This is a genomic window from Lunatimonas lonarensis (assembly GCF_000390185.1).
In the GTDB taxonomy this organism is placed as follows: Bacteria; Bacteroidota; Bacteroidia; order Cytophagales; family Cyclobacteriaceae; genus Lunatimonas; species Lunatimonas lonarensis.
Window position 1 is genome coordinate 189,150 of the sequence record NZ_AQHR01000085.1, and the last position, 20,233, is coordinate 209,382.

Annotated in this window: 16 protein-coding genes and 1 pseudogene; 7 read left to right on the forward strand and 10 right to left on the reverse strand. The window is 44.5% G+C overall.

Translation table 11 applies throughout. The annotated features are described in order from the left end of the window. The first annotated feature begins 27 nt into the window (after positions 1-27). Positions 28-2,223, forward strand: a complete 2,196-nt coding sequence (locus ADIS_RS13520) for a DUF4954 family protein (RefSeq protein ID WP_010855117.1) — start codon at positions 28-30, stop codon at positions 2,221-2,223. 78 nt (positions 2,224-2,301) lie between these two features. Here ADIS_RS13520 and ADIS_RS13525 read toward each other — a convergent pair whose 3' ends face one another. Beyond that, positions 2,302-2,814, reverse strand: a complete 513-nt coding sequence (locus tag ADIS_RS13525) for an acyl-CoA thioesterase (RefSeq protein ID WP_010855118.1) — start codon at positions 2,812-2,814, stop codon at positions 2,302-2,304. Between the two features lie 115 nt (positions 2,815-2,929). Between ADIS_RS13525 and ADIS_RS13530 the strand changes: the two genes are divergently transcribed. From ADIS_RS13530 to ADIS_RS13540, 3 genes are read left to right on the forward strand one after another with little or no spacing between them, the layout of a single operon-like run. Continuing rightward, positions 2,930-3,730 (forward strand): universal stress protein, encoded by an 801-nt coding sequence (locus ADIS_RS13530; RefSeq protein WP_010855119.1) that lies wholly within the window; start codon positions 2,930-2,932, stop codon positions 3,728-3,730. Positions 3,731-3,768: 38 nt separating this feature from the next. Beyond that, positions 3,769-4,773 (forward strand): NAD(P)H-quinone oxidoreductase, encoded by a 1,005-nt coding sequence (locus tag ADIS_RS13535; protein WP_035805978.1) that lies wholly within the window; start codon positions 3,769-3,771, stop codon positions 4,771-4,773. An 11-nt stretch (positions 4,774-4,784) separates the two neighbouring features. After that, positions 4,785-6,155, forward strand: a complete 1,371-nt coding sequence (locus ADIS_RS13540) for an amidohydrolase family protein (RefSeq protein ID WP_010855121.1) — start codon at positions 4,785-4,787, stop codon at positions 6,153-6,155. 190 nt (positions 6,156-6,345) lie between these two features. Here the strand turns inward: ADIS_RS13540 and ADIS_RS13545 are convergent, their stop codons facing one another. Both ADIS_RS13545 and ADIS_RS13550 read right to left on the reverse strand, forming a co-directional pair. Then, on the reverse strand, positions 6,346-6,624 hold the full coding sequence (locus tag ADIS_RS13545) for a MoaD/ThiS family protein (protein ID WP_010855122.1): 279 nt from the start codon (positions 6,622-6,624) through the stop codon (positions 6,346-6,348). A gap of 6 nt (positions 6,625-6,630) precedes the next feature. Then, positions 6,631-7,062 (reverse strand): annotated as a pseudogene (locus tag ADIS_RS13550) (Mov34/MPN/PAD-1 family protein); the annotation flags it as partial. A 373-nt stretch (positions 7,063-7,435) separates the two neighbouring features. Between ADIS_RS13550 and rfbC the strand changes: the two are divergent. Continuing rightward, complete coding sequence (rfbC, locus tag ADIS_RS13555) at positions 7,436-7,966, forward strand: dTDP-4-dehydrorhamnose 3,5-epimerase (RefSeq protein WP_010855124.1); 531 nt, start codon at positions 7,436-7,438, stop codon at positions 7,964-7,966. Between the two features lie 10 nt (positions 7,967-7,976). Further along, positions 7,977-9,269 carry an NAD(P)H-dependent oxidoreductase gene (locus ADIS_RS13560; protein WP_010855125.1) on the forward strand — a complete coding sequence of 431 codons (1,293 nt, stop codon included), beginning with the start codon at positions 7,977-7,979 and terminating at the stop codon, positions 9,267-9,269. A gap of 62 nt (positions 9,270-9,331) precedes the next feature. On the opposite strand, the gene ADIS_RS13565 is transcribed toward ADIS_RS13560, so the two are convergent. The 6 genes from ADIS_RS13565 to ADIS_RS13590 all read right to left on the reverse strand — a co-directional run bounded on the left by ADIS_RS13565 (position 9,332) and on the right by ADIS_RS13590 (position 17,174). Beyond that, on the reverse strand, positions 9,332-10,405 hold the full coding sequence (locus tag ADIS_RS13565; RefSeq protein WP_238325435.1) for an NAD-dependent epimerase/dehydratase family protein: 1,074 nt from the start codon (positions 10,403-10,405) through the stop codon (positions 9,332-9,334). 3 nt (positions 10,406-10,408) lie between these two features. Beyond that, positions 10,409-11,191 carry a glucose-1-phosphate cytidylyltransferase gene (rfbF, locus tag ADIS_RS13570; protein WP_010855127.1) on the reverse strand — a complete coding sequence of 261 codons (783 nt, stop codon included), beginning with the start codon at positions 11,189-11,191 and terminating at the stop codon, positions 10,409-10,411. After that, on the reverse strand, positions 11,188-12,267 hold the full coding sequence (locus ADIS_RS13575; protein WP_010855128.1) for a glycosyltransferase family protein: 1,080 nt from the start codon (positions 12,265-12,267) through the stop codon (positions 11,188-11,190). The genes rfbF and ADIS_RS13575 overlap by 4 nt, the downstream gene beginning before the upstream one ends. Positions 12,268-12,666: 399 nt before the next feature. After that, positions 12,667-13,980, reverse strand: a complete 1,314-nt coding sequence (xylA, locus tag ADIS_RS13580; protein ID WP_010855130.1) for a xylose isomerase — start codon at positions 13,978-13,980, stop codon at positions 12,667-12,669. Between the two features lie 43 nt (positions 13,981-14,023). Continuing rightward, the gene (locus ADIS_RS13585) at positions 14,024-15,511 is read right to left on the reverse strand and encodes a xylulokinase (RefSeq protein ID WP_010855131.1); all 1,488 of its coding nucleotides are present in this window, start codon (positions 15,509-15,511) and stop codon (positions 14,024-14,026) included. 19 nt (positions 15,512-15,530) lie between these two features. Next, complete coding sequence (locus tag ADIS_RS13590; protein ID WP_010855132.1) at positions 15,531-17,174, reverse strand: sodium/sugar symporter; 1,644 nt, start codon at positions 17,172-17,174, stop codon at positions 15,531-15,533. Positions 17,175-17,504: 330 nt separating this feature from the next. On the opposite strand from ADIS_RS13590, the gene ADIS_RS13595 reads away from it, so the two are divergent. Further along, entirely contained in the window at positions 17,505-18,566 is a 1,062-nt protein-coding gene (locus ADIS_RS13595) for a serine hydrolase domain-containing protein (protein ID WP_010855134.1), read from the forward strand. Positions 18,567-18,588: 22 nt separating this feature from the next. Here the strand turns inward: ADIS_RS13595 and ADIS_RS13600 are convergent, their stop codons facing one another. Next, a complete protein-coding gene (locus ADIS_RS13600) occupies positions 18,589-20,229 on the reverse strand; it encodes a hypothetical protein (protein WP_155907454.1) in 1,641 nt (546 codons plus the stop codon). Between the last annotated feature and the right edge of the window lie 4 nt (positions 20,230-20,233).

A 20,233-nucleotide genomic window follows, 5' to 3' on the forward strand; every position in this document is an offset into this window, starting at 1 on the left:
GACACCCATTTTTATCAATACTATCGTATGAATCAAATCAAAAGATCCCCCATTCACAGCCTAGGATATGACTTTATACCGCAACAATTCCTTCCGAATGGGGCAGATGAATATTACCTAAGAAACGTTCAGAACAGAAGCGGCATTGCCTACAGGCAACTGAACGCCATGGAAATCGAAATTCTGGTCCGAAACCGAAACCAATCCGATGACTGGAACAAACTGCTGGTATCCGACGAATTTAATCCCGAGTTGGTCAAAAACTGCAAATTTTTTGGGCTTGTTCGAATCGGAAAGCTTGAAGCATGCTATCTGGAATACCACAATCTCCGCATGCCGGTAGGTATTTATAACAGCACAATTATCAGTTGCGACCTCGGTGACAACATAGTGATTGACAACGTACATTACCTTTCCCATTATATTCTGGGCAACGAGGTCATATTGGTTAATGTAAACGAAATGTCCACTACCAACCACGCCAAGTTTGGCAATGGAATCGTCAAAGATGGTGAAGACCCCGGAATCCGAATCTGGATGGAACTCTGCAACGAAAATGGAGGGAGGAAGGTAATTCCTTTTAGTGGAATGCTTCCGGGGGATGCTTGGATTTGGTCGAAGTTCCGAACAGATACCGACCTGCAGGAGAAACTGGTAGCTATCACACAAAACAGCTTTGATACCCGAAGAGGCTATTATGGCAAAGTAGGCGACCGAAGCATCATAAAAAACTGCCTGATAATCAAAGACGTATGGATAGGCTCAGACGCCTATATTAAAGGTGCCAACAAACTTAAAAATCTTACGATTCATTCTAGCCCAGAGGCATCCTCACAAGTCGGCGAAGGATGTGAACTGGTAAATGGAATCATCAGCGAGGGTTGCCGGATTTTTTATGGGGTAAAGGCAGTCAGGTTTGCCATGGCGTCCCATAGCCAACTGAAATATGGGGCGAGACTGATTAACTCCTATCTAGGCAATAACTCCACGATTTCCTGCTGTGAAGTATTGAATTCACTGATATTTCCCAGCCACGAGCAGCATCACAACAATTCCTTTCTCTGCGCATCCCTGCTCAACGGACAATCCAATATGGCAGCAGGTGCCACCGTAGGTTCTAACCACAACTCGAGGGGTGCTGATGGAGAACTGATAGCTGGAAGGGGATTTTGGCCGGGCCTCTGCGTCAGCGTGAAACATAACTCACGCTTCGCTACCTTCAACATAGTCGCCAAAGGTGATTATCCTGCCGAACTGGATATTCCCCTACCCTTTTCCCTCATTAGCCATCAAGTACACTTGAACCGGATTCAGGTCATGCCTGCCTATTGGTTTCTTTACAACCTCTACGCGTTGGCACGAAATGCATGGAAATATAAGGAACGGGATAAACGAATAGAAAAAATCCAACCCCTCGAATTTGATTACCTCGCTCCTGACAGCGTACAGGAAATGGTAGATGCACTCCCTCTGTTGGAATTGGCTGTCGGAAAATCCTTTATCCATGCCGACTTGGATCCATCGGGATATCCCTTCCAGCATGCAGGTGAACTTGGTCGCAAATTATTGGAAAGCAAAGACCCCCGAGTCGATAGTTTGCTCATTACGGTAGAAGGTTGGGAAAACAGCAAAAGGCCCGTAGAAATCATCAAGGTATCTGCCGCTTGGCAGGTATTCCGTCGAATGATCGAATTTTATGCGGTTCAATGTGTTGTGCAGTATGGGGAAATCGAGAAATTCGGCGACTGGGAAAGCGTAAAAGGACTGTTGCCATCGCCTGCACGTCAATGGAACTGGAAGAATGTCGGAGGACAGCTGATCCCTGCCGAAGCATTAAATGAATTGATTTCCAAATTAAAGTCAGACCAAATCCAAACTTGGACAGAAGCGCATGCGCTTTACGAAAATGCCAACCAAAACTATAATCACTGGAAATGCACGCATAGCTTACAGTGCCTTTTGGAAATGCGCAATGTAAAAGCCAGCGACCTCTGCCAAGCTTTTTGGGACGAACTGTTAAATGAGGCAGTAAATACGAGGCAATGGTTATCTGACCAAGTGTATTTGTCCAGAAAGAAAGACTACGCCAACCCCTTCCGTAACATGGTCTATGACAGTGCTGAAGAACGGGATCTTATTTTGGGGTCTCTGGAAACCAACAGTTTCCTCTTGCAGGAAAGGCAGGATTGCGAAGCCTTTATAAATAAAGTCAAGCTCCGATAAGACCTAGTATTACATGAATCCGGTTCCGGTTTCCGCTATTGAAAAAGCACAAATCAAACATCCAAAACAACAAATTACTTACCTGGAGAGCTGAAGCTTTATTTCCCTGATGCGCTCCTTCACGCCGATATTGGCAAGGTTAACGGAATCTGTAACTGCTTTCAAAAAATCTGCCACAGCCCCCTCGTGGGTTGTGGATTTCCCTTCATCAACTTTAACATATCTCATGGTGGTCCAAAGCAAAGTTTTGAGTTCCTCTTTGCTATCGTCCGTCATGTAATACTCCACCAACACCGTCTGATGATCGTGCCAAATTACGCGGCTCATAATCCGCACCCACTCCCCGACCTTGGCAGGACGGATGTATGAAATATTGTGGTTATATATTACCCACGCCGCCTGGTATTTTCGAATAAAGTCAATCATTTCCACACCATATAATTTGGGGACCTGATCCTCCCTCGCATTGAAAAAATAATCAAAGTATTTGGCGTTGTTTAGATGTCTCAAGGGATCACAATCCTGAAAACGGATTACCACCCGACTTTCGGTTTCCTTGGGATAGTGCCTATCTGGATCAAACTCAAACATGGGTATATCTTTTCGTGAAAATCATTTGACGGCACAAATATATATGATTTTAATCATGGTTACTTTCTATGATAATGTTTAACTTGGTGCGTTACCCGTTTAACCCAAACACTTTATGAAAATCCTATTTCCCACAGACTTGTCAGAAAACGCCAAGAATGCCCTTGATTTTGCCAAGAAATACGCCATGCTACATGACGCCTCGATCACGATGTTGTTTGCCTATTATGCTGTCTATGACTTTGCTGCGCAGGCAGAAGAAATAATAGCGGCCATAGAGGAAGACGCCAATCTTGCACTTAGGGAGGTGATTAATTCAAATACGGATCCGGTTTATATCGACTACAAGATCGTCCAGGGGACAGTAGCCACGGCCATAAATGCCACCGTTTTATCAGGGGATTTTGACCTTGTCATCATGGGAACGCAGGGAGCAAGCGGCATTCGAAAGGCACTTATAGGATCCAACACGGCCACGGTCATAAAGGAAAGCCAAGTCCCCGTAATTGCGGTGCCAACCGGTGCAACCTTTGAATCCGTCAAATCCGTAACCGTTGCCGTAGAGCTTTCGGAAGAGGATGAAAAATTGTTGAAAAAAGTCACCGACCTTACTGAAAATTGGGATCTTCCCTATAAGGTTTTACATATTTCCAACAAAGACGATTTTAACAAAGAGTTGTCTTTCAAGGGACTTCAGGTACATTTACGAGAAACCTTTCCCGACGATGAATTTGAGTTTGTTAAGGTCTCCTCACCAGAGTTTGACGCGGGCGCAGAAAAGTACCTGAAAGATCAAAAAGATACGATGATGGTCATGCTGTCAAAAAACAAAACGTTTTTCGAGTTTTTATTTAACAAAAGCCAAAGTGTGAAGTTCGCCTATCACACGCATGTGCCGCTGCTGGTTGTTAAGTGAGATAAATCATGCCATTTAATCAGCCCAATACAACAAAAATGAGAGCCATTTGTATCAGTGAATATGGCGATCCAGGGGTTTTGGTTTGTTCAGAAAGACCAACTCCGCTTCCGGGACCACACGAAGTATTGATTGAAACCGCGGCAGCCGGTGTCAATAGGCCGGACGTGGCCCAACGTAAGGGGAATTATCCTGCCCCAGCAGGTGTCGCAGCAGATATCCCTGGTTTAGAAGTTTCCGGAAGAATTGTTGCGATAGGCGAGGATGTAAAATTATGGGAAATTGGCGATGAGGTTTGTGCCCTGGTGGCAGGGGCAGGGTACGCTGAATTTGTCGTCTGCCCGGAAGAACAATGCTTGGTAATACCCGAAGGAATCAGTGTCACGCAAGCCGCTTCCCTTCCCGAAACCTTCTTTACGGTTTGGAATAATGTTTTTGATATTGGACGTTTCCATCCTGGCGAACGGGTATTGGTACACGGTGGCAGCAGTGGAATCGGTGTATCCGCGATACAAATAATAAAGGCAATGGGCGGTATCGTATTCGCAACCGCAGGATCCTCGGAGAAGTGCGCCGCTTGCCAGGATTTAGGGGCTGAGTTAGCCATAAATTACAAGGAAGCTGATTTCGAAAAAACCATCAACCAACATACTTCGGGCCAGGGAGTGGATTTGGTATTGGATATGGTTGGTGGAGATTATACCAATAGAAATATCAACTTGCTCGCCCCCATGGGTCGATTGGTCATCATCAATGCCATGCGGGGCAGGATGGGGTCGGTTGATCTCATTCAGGTGATGAAAAAACGATTGACTATTACCGGATCTACACTGCGTCCTCAGTCTATCGCTTACAAGGGCACAATCGCCAAGGCACTGATGTCGAAAATTTGGCCACTTTTTCCCGAAAAAATAAAGCCGGTAATCTACAGGACCTTTGCTCTTGAGGATGCCGCCAAAGCCCATGAACTAATGGAAAGCTCCGATCATATCGGCAAAATACTACTAATCAACGAACGCTACGGTGAACCCAAACCCTCTTAACCCCAACAACTATGAAAAATATCACCTACCTATTTCTTCTTCCACTGGTTTTGGCCTGTGGCACCTCAATAGAAAAAATCGAATTGGATTCCGATGCCTATGTATTTGAAAATGCACAGGTCATAGATGTCAGGAACGGCAGTATTTCGGTAAGCCATGTGGTAGTGGAGGAAGACAAAATCAGCAAGATCTTGGATGGAAACAAGGCATACGACTGGACAAATGCAAAAGTTATTTACTCAAAGGACTATTACCTTGTTCCCGGATTGGCCGAGATGCACGCCCATATACCCTCTATGGAGTGGGATGATCCGCTGATCGAAGAAACGCTCTTCTTGTACCTTTCAAACGGAGTGACTACTATTCGAGGTATGCTGGGAAATCCAGTTCACCTGGAACTCCGAGATAAAGCCCGTAAGCGAGAAATTGTCAGTCCACGGATCTATACCTCAAGCCCATCATTGAATGGCACGACGGTAAGGACGCCAGAGGAGGCTGCAAGCAAGGTAAGTGCCTATGCGGCGGATGGATATGATTTCCTGAAGCTCCATCCCGGCATACGTCTACACGTTTTTGACGAAATTGTTCGGACTGCGAATGAAAAAGGAATACCCTATGCAGGCCACGTGTCAAATTTGGTACGGATAAGGCATGCCCTTATCAATAAATACCAAACGATCGATCATGTGGATGGCTTTTTGGAAGGATTGGTACCGGAAGAAGCTAATGTCAATCCCCTTGAAAACGGCTTCTTTGGCTATAATTTCACTGATTTAGTTGAGTTGGAGGCCATTGATGAACTAATCGCGCTCAGCAAGGAAAATAAGGTATGGATTGTGCCTACCCAAGCCCTGTTTGATCGATGGTTTTCTCCAACTCCCGCCGAAGAACTCGCTGCTGAACCCGAAATGAAGTACATGAGTCCTGAAACGATATCAGCGTGGATAAAAAGCAAGAAAGACATGACCGAAACCGAATCCTATACAGCCGAAAAATGGGAGCGATTTAACGGCATTCGCTACAAGCTTATCAAAGCGTTACATGAAAACGGACAAGGCTTGCTGTTGGGATCCGATGCGCCACAGGTCTTCAATGTGCCGGGTTTTTCTATTCACCATGAATTGCAGGGTATGCTGGATGCAGGCCTTACGCCACTGGAAGCAATGCAAATTGGCACCCTAAATCCCGCCGCGTTTTTTGGCGGCAATTTTGGTGAAATCAAAGAAGGTATGGATGCCGACTTGATCTTAACGGAAAAAAACCCGCTGGATAACCTTCAACACCTCCGAAACCCAAAAGGCGTGATGGCTAGAGGCATTTGGTTGGATCAAAATACCATTTCTGAAAAATTAAACAGGATCGCATCAAAATACAAGAGGTAGACTAATCAGCCGATTTACTGACTACCTCAGTAATCACCCATCTGGGATAAACTGGTTTAAAAGCCTAGGAAGGTCTTTCAAAACAGCTTTCTTCTTCATGAAAGCCCCAATCGGCAGGTTTTAACGACCTAAAACAACAAAAAGGATCGTACCGAAATCCGTACAGGTGTTCAAAAACAAATCCTTTCAGCTAAAATCCGCCACCAGCAATCGCAGGAACAATGCTGACAACAGAAGTATTTTTCACAACTGATTGCTCCATTTTAAGGCTTCTTATATCATCTTGATCAACGAAAATATTGATAAATGACGGCAAATTTCCATCAGCCGTTCTAAGGTAGGTTTTGAGCCCAGGGTACAGGGAAACCAAACCCTCCAGAATTTCTGCTACGGTTTCACCTTCGATTTCTACCTGTACGGTATTATCGGTAAATTTTCTTAAAGGAGTTGGAATAATAACGCTTGCCATAAAACTCTATTTATCTACTACATTAATGGGGATTTCTTTAAAAATCCCTTCATTATCCATTCGCCAGCACCTCGCATGGGAGAATTTAAAATTAACCATCGATAAAATTAAGTAAAAAAATTGGGGAAAAGCAAACTTCTTGTCGGTAGAAGAAAGAAGAGCCTCTTGGTTGATGTGGGTGTGATAAACCCCTATTATTTCTAAATTCGCCTCACAAGCCATTCTTTCAACCTTAATAAAATCCGTTGGATGAATTAGGTACCTATTCTTCTTGTTTGACTGCTCGCTATTTGCCACTTCTATGAATTCAAGCACCTCTCCTCCCCCGTCAGAATAGGTGGTTCCCAACAAAAAACCACAGGATTCATCCGAAACATATTCAAGTTGCATTGACAGTTTAGACATAAGCGCCATTGAGACTTTTAACATAAGTAGCGAGAATAAACTATATTGCGTCTAGCCGGTATAAAACTCCCATCTTAACATCAAGTAAATGTATATCTTAATTTGGAGATATTGAAACCTAAGCTAAACGAGACCCTAAATACCCAATAAAAAGCCGAAAAAAAAAGGCTATTTCCCCCTAAAAAACTCCAAATTAAATTAGCGACGCTTCAGGCTGGTGATGTTGAAAATATCAAAATATTTTTCATTCGCTGGAGGGTCTTTTACTTTGCGGATTGAAAAGGATTTGTGATATTTACTTGGCTAATGCGGGATAATGGAAGGATGAGGGGAGGAAAAATCAACGCCCACCACTTTTATCGCAAAACCACCTTCTTACTATTTTAAAGGTTTAAAAAAAAAACAAATGAATTTTGAAGAAACAACGTTAAAGGGCGCATTTATTATTGAGCCTAGAAGATTATTTGACGAGCGGGGATTTTTCACGAGAACCTTTTGTAGAAAGGAGCTTGAAGCACATGGTTTGATTTCGGAGGTAGCCCAAGCAAATATGTCATTTACAAAAAAAACCGGGACTTTTCGCGGGATGCACTATCAAATCGCACCCTATCAGGAAACTAAATTAGTCCAATGCACACAGGGAGCAATCTTTGATGTAATCATTGACCTAAGACCTGATTCTCCAACCTATAAAAAATGGATTGGGGTAGAGCTTTCTGCCGCTAACGGACGCATGTTATTTGTGCCTAAGGATTTTGCCCATGGATTTATCACATTGGAAGACAACACGTCTGTCAACTACCTGGTTTCCCAATTTTACACCCCCGCTTCGGAACGAGGTATCAAATGGGATGACCCGCAATTTGGAATACAATTGCCAATCCCAATTTCGGTGATTTCCGAAAAAGACCAATCACACTCTTTTTATCAACTATAAATTCTCTTTTATGATCATTGTAGATAGCGCGTTAAAACAAAGGGATATTGAAGGCAGGCCAATAAAGGTCGGAATGATAGGCGCAGGGTTTATGGCGCAGGGTATTGCCGTGCAAATCGAACTTTTTACTCCCGGAATGGAATTGGCTGTAATATCAAATAGAACCCTATCCAAGGCGATAAACGTATTTCAGTCCGCACAGCGCGAAAATATAGAGCAGGTTGACACCTTGGAATCACTTAATCAGTGTATTCATTCCGGAAAAAAAGCGGTGACTAATAACCCTTTTCTGTTATGCGAGGCAGAAGGATTGGATGCCATTATTGAGGTTACCGGTGCCGTAGAGTTAGGGTGCCAGATTGCGTTGAGTGCCATCGAAAACCGCAAGCACATCATCATGATGAATGCCGAAACCGACGGAACGGTGGGCCCTATTCTGAAAGTGTATGCTGATCAAAAGGGAGTGGTTTTCACAAATGCGGATGGCGACCAACCTGGCGTTACTCTTAACTTGTATAGGTTTGTTAAACAAATCGGTCTAAAGCCGGTTCTTTGCGGCAACATCAAAGGGCTTCACGATCCCTACCGAAACCCCACTACGCAGGAGGGCTTTGCAAAAAAATGGAAACAAAACCCCGCGATGGTTACCTCATTTGCAGACGGAAGCAAAATATCCTTTGAACAGGCTATCACAGCGAACGCAACCGGAATGCGGGTGGCGAAAAGAGGCATGCATGGCCCCACGGTTGAAATGGGCAAACATGTCAGGGATTGTCTCGATGAATATCCATTGTCCGACATGTTAGAGGGACCAGGCATAGTAGATTATATCGTAGGAGCCAGTCCCGGTCCAGGTGTATTTGTGTTGGGTACCATGGAAAACCCAATCCAAAAACACTATCTTAATCTCTATAAAGTTGGGGAAGGGCCTTTGTACTGCTTTTACAACCCCTATCACCTATGCCATTTCGAAGTTCCCATTACCGTGGCAAGGGCCGTTCTTTTCCATGACGCAGCTATTGCACCAGAAGCGCACCTCGTGGATGTAGTTGCCACTGCAAAAACAGACTTATCGGCCGGCACTACGTTGGACGGAATCGGTCACTATATGACCTATGGCCTATGTGAAAATTCAGACACCTCTCTGAAGGAAAACTTGTTACCGCTTGGATTGGCTGAAGGATGTATTCTTAAACATGACATCCCAAAAGATCAAGTTCTGACTTACGACGATGTCATTCTCCCAAAAGATCGTGTGGTAGACCGATTGAGAAAAGAACAGACTGTATTTTTCCACAAATAAGGGCCCAAAGAAAGGCCCATTAATTAAACAACCACTGATAATCATTTGGTTTGGAGGCCGACCTAAGTCAGTTTCCAAACCAATTGGCTGTCAATTAGCGATGCTTCTTGAAGCCTGTTCAATACTTTTAGACGGATAAGGTTTGAATTTCTAAAATCCGTATCAGAAAAATTCATTTCGGTTAGTCCCGATTCCAACTCCTTCACTGTTTTGACTAAGTCGAACTCAGGTTGATGGTTTGGTGCTAATTTGGAAAACAAGTCAAAGTTCACTTTATAGGATCTCTTATCAGCGGGGGCATCTTTATTGATACTTAGTGAAACATCAGGGATGATTTCGGAAACCGCTTCCGCTATGGTCTTTATCTGGTAATTCCATGAGTTCGACCCAACATTCACGGCAAGAAAGTTACCGCCATTTTCGTGGGTTCTGAAACTCGCCCATTCCATGGCTTTGGACATATCTTTTACGTGTACAAGGGCGCGCCACGGGGAGCCGTCGCTCAATACTTCGAGTTTTCTACTTGCCACTGCGCCCGCAACGAAATCATTCAACACCAGGTCAAGTCTAAGTCGTTGGCTAAATCCACAGGCAGTGGCAAAACGTAAACAGGTTATGACAAAGGAGGAATCAGCCAGGGGTTCTAGGTCTCTTTCCGAAAACACCTTTGACTTTGCATAGGCGGTCAATGGATTTAATGAACTATCTTCGGTTTTCGGAAAGTCTTCCGCCGCACCATACATGCTACAGCTGGAAGCGAAAACGAACGAACGAACCCCCGCACGTTTGGCCATTTTTGCAATTTCTACACAGGCTTTATGATTCACGTCATAGGTGATCTCCTCGTAGTTTTTGCCCATAGGATCATTTGAGATAGCCGCTAGATTAATCACGGTATCCACACCCTCTAACAAATCCGGAGGAAAGTGTCTAACGTCTCCAAAAACCTGCTTATCTACCAGCACCTCGGGAAGGTAATCCACGCCTGTCAAGCAATTGGCAAAATAGCCAATATCATAGCCTACAATTTCAATATTAGGGTGGGTCATTTTCAAATGCCTCACCAATACAGGACCGATATAGCCCATATTTCCTGTGATCAATACCTTCATCTTCTTTGATTTAAATCGATTCATAAATTACCATGTTCTCCATGGCGCATTTCCCGAACTCCATAGTTCTTCTAAATAATTCTTGTCCCGTAACGAGTCCATGGCTTGCCAAAAACCTTGATGTACAAAGGCCGCCAACTGGTTATTTGTCGCTAGGTGCTCCATGGGGCCTCGTTCCCATATCGTATCATCTCCTTCAATCAATTCAAAAACAGAAGGTTCCAAAACGAAAAACCCTCCATTGATCATAGCAGATTCATTTCCGTCACCTTGGGGCTTTTCACGAAAATTACCAACCCTGTTTCCCTCTCCCCCCAACAAAAAAGCTCCGAATCTACCGGGTTGCTGCACAGCAGTCAACGTAGCCGGACAGTTTTGGCTTTTGTGAAATTCTATACTGGCCGTGATATCGACATCTGATACACCATCGCCATAGGTCATACAGAACGTTTCGTCTCCAATATATTCCCGAACTCGCCTAAGGCGACCACCAGTCATCGTGTCCAAACCCGTGTCTACCAAGGTGACTTTCCAAGGCTCTTGCTGTGGTTTATGAATCGAAATGCTGTTTTTTACCAAGTCTATTGTAAAATCGGCATTCAAATGAGCATAATTAAGGAAATACTCCTTGATTACTTGCCCCTTATAACCACAACAAATAATAAACTCGTTTATCCCATGGCTGGAGTAAATTTTCATAATGTGCCATAGAATAGGCTGGGAACCAATGTGCACCATTGGCTTTGGCCTAACTGCACTTTCCTCACTGATACGGGTTCCAAAACCACCCGCCAATATAACTGCCTTCATTGCTTTTTCCTTATCACATTACCTTTGTAAACTTTTCTAAAAACCTCCCACATATGGTCACCAAAAACCTTTGAATTTATTTTTGTGGCAAAAACCCTTTCTGAGTTTTCACTACAGGAATTCCATTTTTCCTTTTCTGATGCAAGTATTTCAAGCTTTTCCCGCCACTGTTCAACATCATACATTCCTACGCTATAACCCATACCCTCCTCTTCAACTTGTACATTCAAGCACTGATTTTTGGTAACTATGGTCGGTTTTCCAAATGTCAACACGTCCTGAACACTTGTCATCCCCTGACATCCTTCTTTATGATCTGGAAACTTAAGTGGGATCAATATAGCAATTGATTTTTGGTAAAAAGGAATTAAATCCTTTGACAAGGTTACGGACCAATCAACTTCCACATTGGGTGGAATATCTGTGGTAGAAGGAATTGATGTAGGTGTACAAAAGATTTTCAATTGGTAAGGCAAACCCCGAAAAGCGTCAATGAGCGTTTCGAAATCCCGGTCGGTGTGGCCTGCCGACATGAAGTACTCGCACTCCTCAAATGGTAGTCTATTTTTACAATATTTCTCCAAGTAAACAATATCTGGACCCCATTGGCTCACTGAAAACCTATCCCTCCATTCCTGTAAGTCAAGATTAAGGCGCTTTATGGTTCTTTCCATTAAAGGCTGACTCAAAAAAACAGAAGCCTCATATTGTTTAAGAATCAATCTGGAAATGTATCTTTTTAGCGGGTTGGAATTTCTTGTCAGGAAAGGCTGATGCAAGGTCACAACCATTGGTTTTCTAAACAAGCCAAATACCTTGAGAAATAGTAGAAACTTTAAATTGGCTTTTGAATACGGAGCATAGATAATATCAAAATTGTCCCGCTCCAATAGAAGTCGTATTTGTTGGTCGAGATGAGAAATACCAAAAAGCTTACCTACTTTATTTATCCACCGATGTCTTTCGTGTGGAAAGACGATCACCTCTACCCCTCCTTTCTGCTCTATTTCTATTTTACCCCAAACATGCTGACTGCCACTTATGCCCTTCTTCCAAAGATCATAAGCTTTCTCCATCGAATAATTGTTGACTAAAACTACCTTCATAAAAAACAACAAGCAAAAACAGACCAACAGGCGGAAGAATTTTTTAACCGTGTTACATTATACACAATATTGTGTATAAAGTTATCAAATAAATCAAACAAGTAAATGGGGGCCCAAGAAAAAATTGACGGGAATTTTCGTAAATAATTACAAGAACAAATTTAAATTTTTAAACGAGCAATAAGAGGCAGAATTTTTAAGCCTAAAGTCAAACGTACCTCTTTAGAGGCGAAATAAACGGATCTTAGCTTTGGCTAAGCAAAGCACTTCCCGGCCCCTTTATGGTTTTGCACTGTAAAAAATAGTTGATCAAAAAACAAAAAAATCCCCGATCTACTTGACTTCGGGGATTTTTTGTTTTGAAAGGAATCAAATATATTGATTTAAAATATTCTCATACACCTCCTGCTTACCACTGATTTGTTTTGGCTCGCCAATTTCCAAGGCTAAACTACGGAGATCCTCAAGAGAAAGCTTGCCATCTTCAAAAGCCTTGCCATTTCCCGAATCAAAAGAAGCATATCGTTCCTTTCGCATGGCGAGGTACGGCGACTTCTCCATGATATCGTTGGCGATCAACAAACTACGGGCGAAGGCATCCATGCTTCCGACGTGTGCATGGAAAAGATCTTCCAGATCAGTGGAATTACGACGTATTTTGGCGTCAAAATTCACTCCACCCGTTGTAAATCCTTCTCCCTGAAGTAACACCAACATGGATTCAGTCAGTTCTTGAAGGTTAATGGCAAACTGGTCGGTATCCCAACCGTTCTGATAATCACCCCTGTTTGCATCAATGCTGCCCAGAAGACCAGCATCCTGGGCTACCTGAAGTTCATGCTGAAAAGTATGCCCCGCCAGCGTGGCATGGTTCACTTCCAAGTTTAGTTTGAAATCCTTGTCCAACCCAAAATGGCGGAGAAACCCTATTACCGTTGCCGCATCGTAGTCATATTGATGCTTTGTGGGCTCCATCGGCTTGGGCTCTATGAGAAAGGTACCTTTAAATCCCTGCTTCCTGGCATAATCCCGCGCCATCGTCAAAAACTGGGCCAAGTGCTCCGTTTCCCGCTTCATATCGGTATTCAACAGCGACATATATCCCTCTCTGCCTCCCCAGAACACGTAATTTTCCCCACCCAATTTGATCGTCGCATCGATGGAGTTTTTCACTTGCGTGGCCGCGCGGGTCACTACCTCAAAATCAGGGTTGGTAGCCGCTCCGTTCATGTACCTGGGGTTACTGAATACATTCGCAGTACCCCAAAGTAGCTTAATTCCGGTTTCTTTCTGCTTCTCCAATGCATAATCGGTGATGATCTGCATTCTACGTTCGTATTCGGCGATGGTATCTCCCTCGTCAATCAAATCCACATCGTGGAAACAATAAAAAGGAGCTCCTATCTTTCCAATGAATTCAAATGCAGCATCCATTTTATCCTTGGCCCGCTGGATTGGATCCGTAGACCTATCCCATTCGCGGAGGATGGTTCCCGGCCCAAAAGGGTCGTTGCCCGTGCCGCAGAAGGAATGCCAATAAGCTATGGCAAAGCGAAAGTGTTCCTTCATGGTCTTTCCAGCAATGACCCGGTTTTCATCGTAATATTTAAAAGACAATAGATTCGAGGAATCCTTTCCTTCAAATTTTATCTTTTCAATGTTTGGAAAATAGGTTTTTGACATGGTTCAAATAGTTAATTTTATATTCGTTTAGGTTTAAATAAGTTTACAACTTTTGAAGACGCTGTTCCCATTTTTGGTACACTTCGCCATAGGATGCCTTAAGATCTTCTTTGGGTTGTAGCTCGGAGACCTTTTCCAATCCAACGAACGCTTCCTGGCTGTTGGCGTAATAGCCAAGTCCTATGCCTGCGCCTCTGGCAGCACCCTGGGCTCCGTCCGTATCGTAAAGCTCAAGCACCACATCATTCATATTGACAAAGGCCTCTCTAACAATCGGACTTAGGAACATGTTGGCCCTTCCCGCTTTTACCGTCTTGAGATTCAGTCCCATGCCCTTCATAATGTTAAAGCCGAAGGTCAGCGCACTAACGATACCCTCCTGACCCGCACGCATCACGTGTCTTTTGTCGTGCTTTAACAGGTTAAGGCCTTGCAAATGGGCATCCACTTGTCTGTTTTCCATTATTCGTTCAGCGCCGTTGCCAAAGGGGATAAAGCTCAGCCCCTCGGATCCTATGGGTACTTCCCCGGCCAACTGGTTCATTTCCTCATAGCTAATACTATTTCCACCAATCAACCGTTTTATCCAGCTATTTAAAATGCCCGTCCCATTTACGCAGAGTAGTACACCATAGTGGGGACTTTCTTTCCGGTGATTGACATGAACAAAGGTATTCACCCGGCTGGCAGGATCATATACCGGCCGCGTACTTACGCCATATACGGTGCCCGAGGTGCCTGCCGTCGTCGCCAGCTCCCCCTCTTCGAGAACGTTTAAGGAAAATGCGTTATTGGGCTGGTCGCCTGCTCGGTAAGTCACGGGGATATTGGCCTCTAGACCCAATAGTTCAGATGCGGCCTGACTGAGCTTGCCCTGGTGGCTAAAAGAAGAAACGGAAGCCGGAAGAACCGATTTTGGCAGCCCATAGTAATCCATCAGCGGATCCGATACCGCATTTTGCTGGAAATCCCAGAATATTCCCTCCGACAACCCAGTCTCGGACGTCAATATTTCTCCGGTGAGCTTCATGGCTATGAAATCTCCGGGCAACATGATCTTATCAATGCGATCAAAATGGTGGGGCTCATTTTCCTTGACCCAGCGAAGTTTAGAGGCTGTAAAATTCCCGGGGGAATTCAATAGTCGCTGTAAGCAATAGGATTCTCCGAGGTCTTGAAACGCCTTGTTACCTATCGCTACCGCTCGGCTATCGCACCAAATGATAGAGGGTCGAATCAACGTTCTATCCTTATCAACCATTACCAGGCCATGCATCTGGTAGGATATACCAATACCCAATACTTCTCCCGGTTTGAGGTCAGCTTTTTTCTTAATTAGTTGAGTGGTTTCCTGAATATATCTCCACCACATCATCGGATCTTGCTCCGCCCAGCCGGGCTCTGGAGAGGCAATGACCATCTCTTCTCCAGGCAGCGTGGCAGAAACAACGACCTTACCCGTTTTAGCATCCAATAGGGTGGTTTTAACCGACGAACTGCCAATATCGTATCCAATCAATAAATCTCTCATAAGTAGTAAATTCGTTTGACTACCAAAAAACAGTATAGAGTGCGGCAAGTATACCCGCAATCAAAATCGCTCCAATTTTAAATTTGGTACTCGTCGTAAACAAATCAGGTGTGATTTCAATTCCGTTTGGATGATCCTTGCCTTTACCTTCGTACAGGCTTACTCCAATTATTACCACAGAAATTATCAAAAACACAACACCCATCCGGTCTATGAAGGGAAGTCCCGGTACCATAAACTTAAACAGCGTGGACAGGGGAATGGTAAGTGCCGCCGCAGTCAATGCCGCATTTGAGGTAGTTTTCTTCCAGAAGAAGCCAAATATAAATATGGCAAAAACCCCCGGTGATACGAAGCCGGTGTACTCTTGGATATATTGAAAAGCCTGGTCCAATTGCCTTAACGCCGGCGCTACCAACGCTGCTAGGAAAAAAGCCGCTACTGCGGTAATCCTACCGACACGCACCTGTTTTTTCTCACTGGCTTTGGTGTCGAAGAAACTCTTGTAGATATCAAGTGTAAATATGGTAGAAGTACTGTTGGCCATAGATGCAAGGGAAGATACAATGGCTGCTGTCAGTGCTGCAAATGCCAAACCCTTTAACCCTGTGGGCAGCAGCTGAAGCAACGTTGGATAGGCACGGTCGGATTTTATAATGCCAACCTCCGGGTCTGTCATGGACTGGATAAAGGATGTATCAAAACCCTCCCTAACAATCACATAAGCTGCTATACCTGGAATCACCACAATCAACGGCATTAACAGCTTTAAAAACCCAGCAAACACCATCCCTTTTTGGGCTTCGTTGAGCGATTTTGCGGCTAGTGCACGTTGGGTTATGTATTGGTTAAAACCCCAGTAATTGAGGTTGACAACCCACATCCCTCCAATCAAAACGCTCAGTCCTGGTAAGTCCAAGTAAGCATCCCTCTCTCCTCCTGCCCCGTCGGGGATCATCATTTCTCCCTCGAAAATGATCATCTTAAAATGAGAGGGTGCCTGCTTGATAAGTGCCATAAATCCACCCCATACATCGCCATCTCCAACGATATTCAAGGCCAAGTAAGTAGTAGCAAGGCCGCCTGCCACCAGGAAAAACACTTGGATCACATCGGTCCAAGCTACCGCTTTCAGACCACCGTAAATGGAATAAAGCATGGCAAAAACCGCCAAGCCGGCAATGCCATACCCAAGCGGCACCCCTAAAATGGTGTTTAAACTTAGGGCTCCCAGATAAAGAACCGACGTAAGGTTCACAAACACATAAACCAGCAACCAAAATATGGCCATGGTGGTGCGGACTCTACTATCGTATCGTTTTAGCAAAAACTGAGGCATCGTGCTGATACCCTCCTTGAGGTATATGGGAAGAAAGAAAATAGCGACAATAATCAAGGTCGCGGCAGCCATCCATTCGTAGGTCGAAATAGCCAGGCCTAACGCATACCCCGAGCCGGACATACCAATAAACTGCTCAGCAGAAATATTCGATGCAATCAACGATGCGCCGACGGCCCACCATGGCAGCGCCTTCGAAGCAAGAAAATAATCATTGGAATTTTTGACATGTCCTTTCTTTTCACGGGACACAAAATAGCCCATCAAAATGATCAGAAGACAGTATCCAACAAAGATGGTGAGGTCTAATGAGGTGAAATTCATGAATGGTTTAAAATGTTTATGGGTTTATAATCTCGGCAAAGCAATCGGTTGCAGCGTGAAAATACGGCCTGCAATATAGCGAATTAAGTGTTTAGGAAAACAGGAAATTCAAAAAGTAATGGAGGGCATTGATAAATAGGAAGACTCCGACCTCTGCCATCAGGCATCTTACTTCGAGCAACAAAAACAAAAACCCCAAAGGTTTTATAGACAATCCCCCCCTTTGCCTGGATTTCACGGAATTCCCCGGTCATATAGCTAATTCATTCGAACATTGGGAAGGGTAAATCCGAAGCAATAAGTATATTTAACATTGAAAAGCTTATTATCATGGGAGGGGCATCAGAAATCGATACTAGCAAAGCTTTAAGCAATGCCTGGCAGCAGCTAGTACGGGAACACAAACTAAAAGCCGCTGCAATCCAAATTCATGGGGACCTAGGAAACGATTTTTCGTGGGCTGCCGCATCGGAATATATGGAAATTAACCAACCCTTTTTTATCGGTGAACTGACGGAATTACATTTGGCGGCCCTAGTGCTGAAACTTCAAGCAAGGGGAAAGCTAGATCTAGACAGTCCCATTTACAATCTTTTGCCTGAAAACCTCAGCATTTCACTGAACCCTTGGCCAAAGAAAGACCTATTCGAAAAAATTACGATAAAGCAGCTTTTCAACCATACATCCGGACTTCCCGACCTTTTCACAACGGTTGGTAAAAAAAACTCATTCTATGAGCTTATTTCCAAAGATGATGACCACGTTCTTAAAACGGACACCTACCTTAACCAATCCGGTAAACTGAAGCCTATCCAATCACCTGTCAATCCAAAAAACGCTGTCCACTCATTTACGAATACCTTTCTTCAAGTACTTGTCTTAGAGAAATCTTCCGGAAAAAGGATCGGGGCACTCGTAGAGGAGTTTCAAAATCGACCTTTGGGGTTTTCCCAGACCTACCTCTACTCCGATCCTCACGACCGAACTCCCAGTACATTATTTTTTGAGGAGAAGGAAATCAAAAGCTATCAATTGTTGACCTCTTTCGGTTTCCCAGGCAGTATGGTGAGCAGTGCCCAAGATACCATGTCGCTATTGCGTGCCTTTTTTCACGGTCACCTATTTCCTCCCGAATTAATCCCGCTATCGAGGGAATGGGTACCCGAATCGCCTATGTTAGAGCGTGGATTGGGGATTGAAAAATACTCGCAAAAGAAATTCCTCAACTTAATAACCGATGGCGCACCGATGATCGGCAAAGTATCTGGAACGGGAGCCTTTGCGATCTACGATACCGAAAAAAAACTTTTCTTCACAGGGTCGACGAATCAAGTGCTTCGGCGGGATCTCCCAAAAATAATCGTCAGAATGCTAGCTAAATTAATCCCGTGACCAAACGCCGATTGGTCTGAAATTAGACCACCTCTACATCAAAGGCTGCCTGTCTGACCCTTCCGTCTATCTTGACCTGAACCCATACCCGATAGGATCCAGGTTCCGGAAACGCATAGGGAAACCTAACGATCTGGTGAGTTTCATGTTCACCGTCTGTGATTACCGGATGAACCATTTCCCCCATCAACAAACTGTCCCGCTCAGTCTCTGGCATCGCGTCAAGCCAATCTATTACCGAATCGATACTATCCATGAAAGTTATGCCAGAGGGAATACCTGTATATCCCTGCTTTCGGGTTTTAAACCGATTGACCATGGCCTCTTGAGCTCCCATGGAATAATTACCGGTTGGATGCAAGTGGATGTATACCGAGCCATCATGTTTCATCACCACCGCATGGCCCATCATACCTAAGTAGGGCTGCAATACAGCAGCCTCCCCATGCGGGTCGAAGAGCGCAAAGGTCAACTCGTGCAAGCGCCGGGCTTCATACCGATCTACATTAGATTCCCAAATGGCCTCGTAGCCATCACCCAATTCTACCCTTACCCCAGGCATGCCACAAAGTAAAAAATCACTGTCAAGTGTGGCGACCTCCGACTTAATGGGATTTGTTATCAGAAAAGAGTCATCAGCTCCCAATGATCCAGTGTAGGAAGCTAATCGAAACCCCCGAGATTCAGGTACAGAAAGATCTGCTACGATGGTTTCAGCAAAACCTGTAAATCGGGTGATGTCCGCAAAAACATGATAGTCGCCCGCAGGAAGCTCCGGAAGTACCGTCCTAAAGTGAAGCGAATCCAACCGCTGAGGGTGAAGGTGGGCAAAAACCTCTAATCCCCCCTTTTTAACGAGAAATAGATGCATCAACTTGCCATGATCTGGGATCAGGTAACCCATCTTTCGAGAACTCCCCCCCTGGCCCAATTCCTTTGGATCAATTTTCAAATCGAGAAAAGGTACCTCTTCAATGACAAGGAAATCGGCCATCCCCTGTATAGGTTTGTAAATATTTCGCTGATAACCTGCGGCTTCACTGTCCCACCAGTTTTTGCCCCCCCACAAAATCAACACCATCGACAGTGTACCCACCGCTAAGCCCAGCCATTTTCGACGGGTAGGCGTAGAGCGTTTCTCGCCCACAGAAATAAGGCTCTCTCCCACTGATGCCATCACGATGGTAACCATCAAAACAACCAGAAACAGGCCCAATAGGCTGAGTACGATCCCCAATCCCAAAGGCATATCCTTTTGTGCCGTTGGCATAGCCAAGATCGGAATCGTAGCATCATACTGCTGGTCTTCCTCTTTCATACTTACGTGCACGCTAGAGGCACCTGAACCCATAAACCAAAGCTCCAATTGATATTTACCAGGCTCCCCTTTCACGGGTAGGAGCGGATCAGAAGTTGGGGTGCCATCCAGTCCGACCGACCAATACACCGGCTTGGCTTCTAACGAAACCCCCGTTGGATTATCCGGCAAAACCACCGTGACCAAGGCAATTCCCGGAATCACATCGGGGGGCTCAATATGTGCCAGCATGCGGTGGGAGCCAAGCAGTCCCTCAAACACAACTCCTGGACTCCCTACATGACTACTACAGACAAGATAAATGAATACACCCACTAAATGGGTTAACTTATTGAATTTCCGCATAATT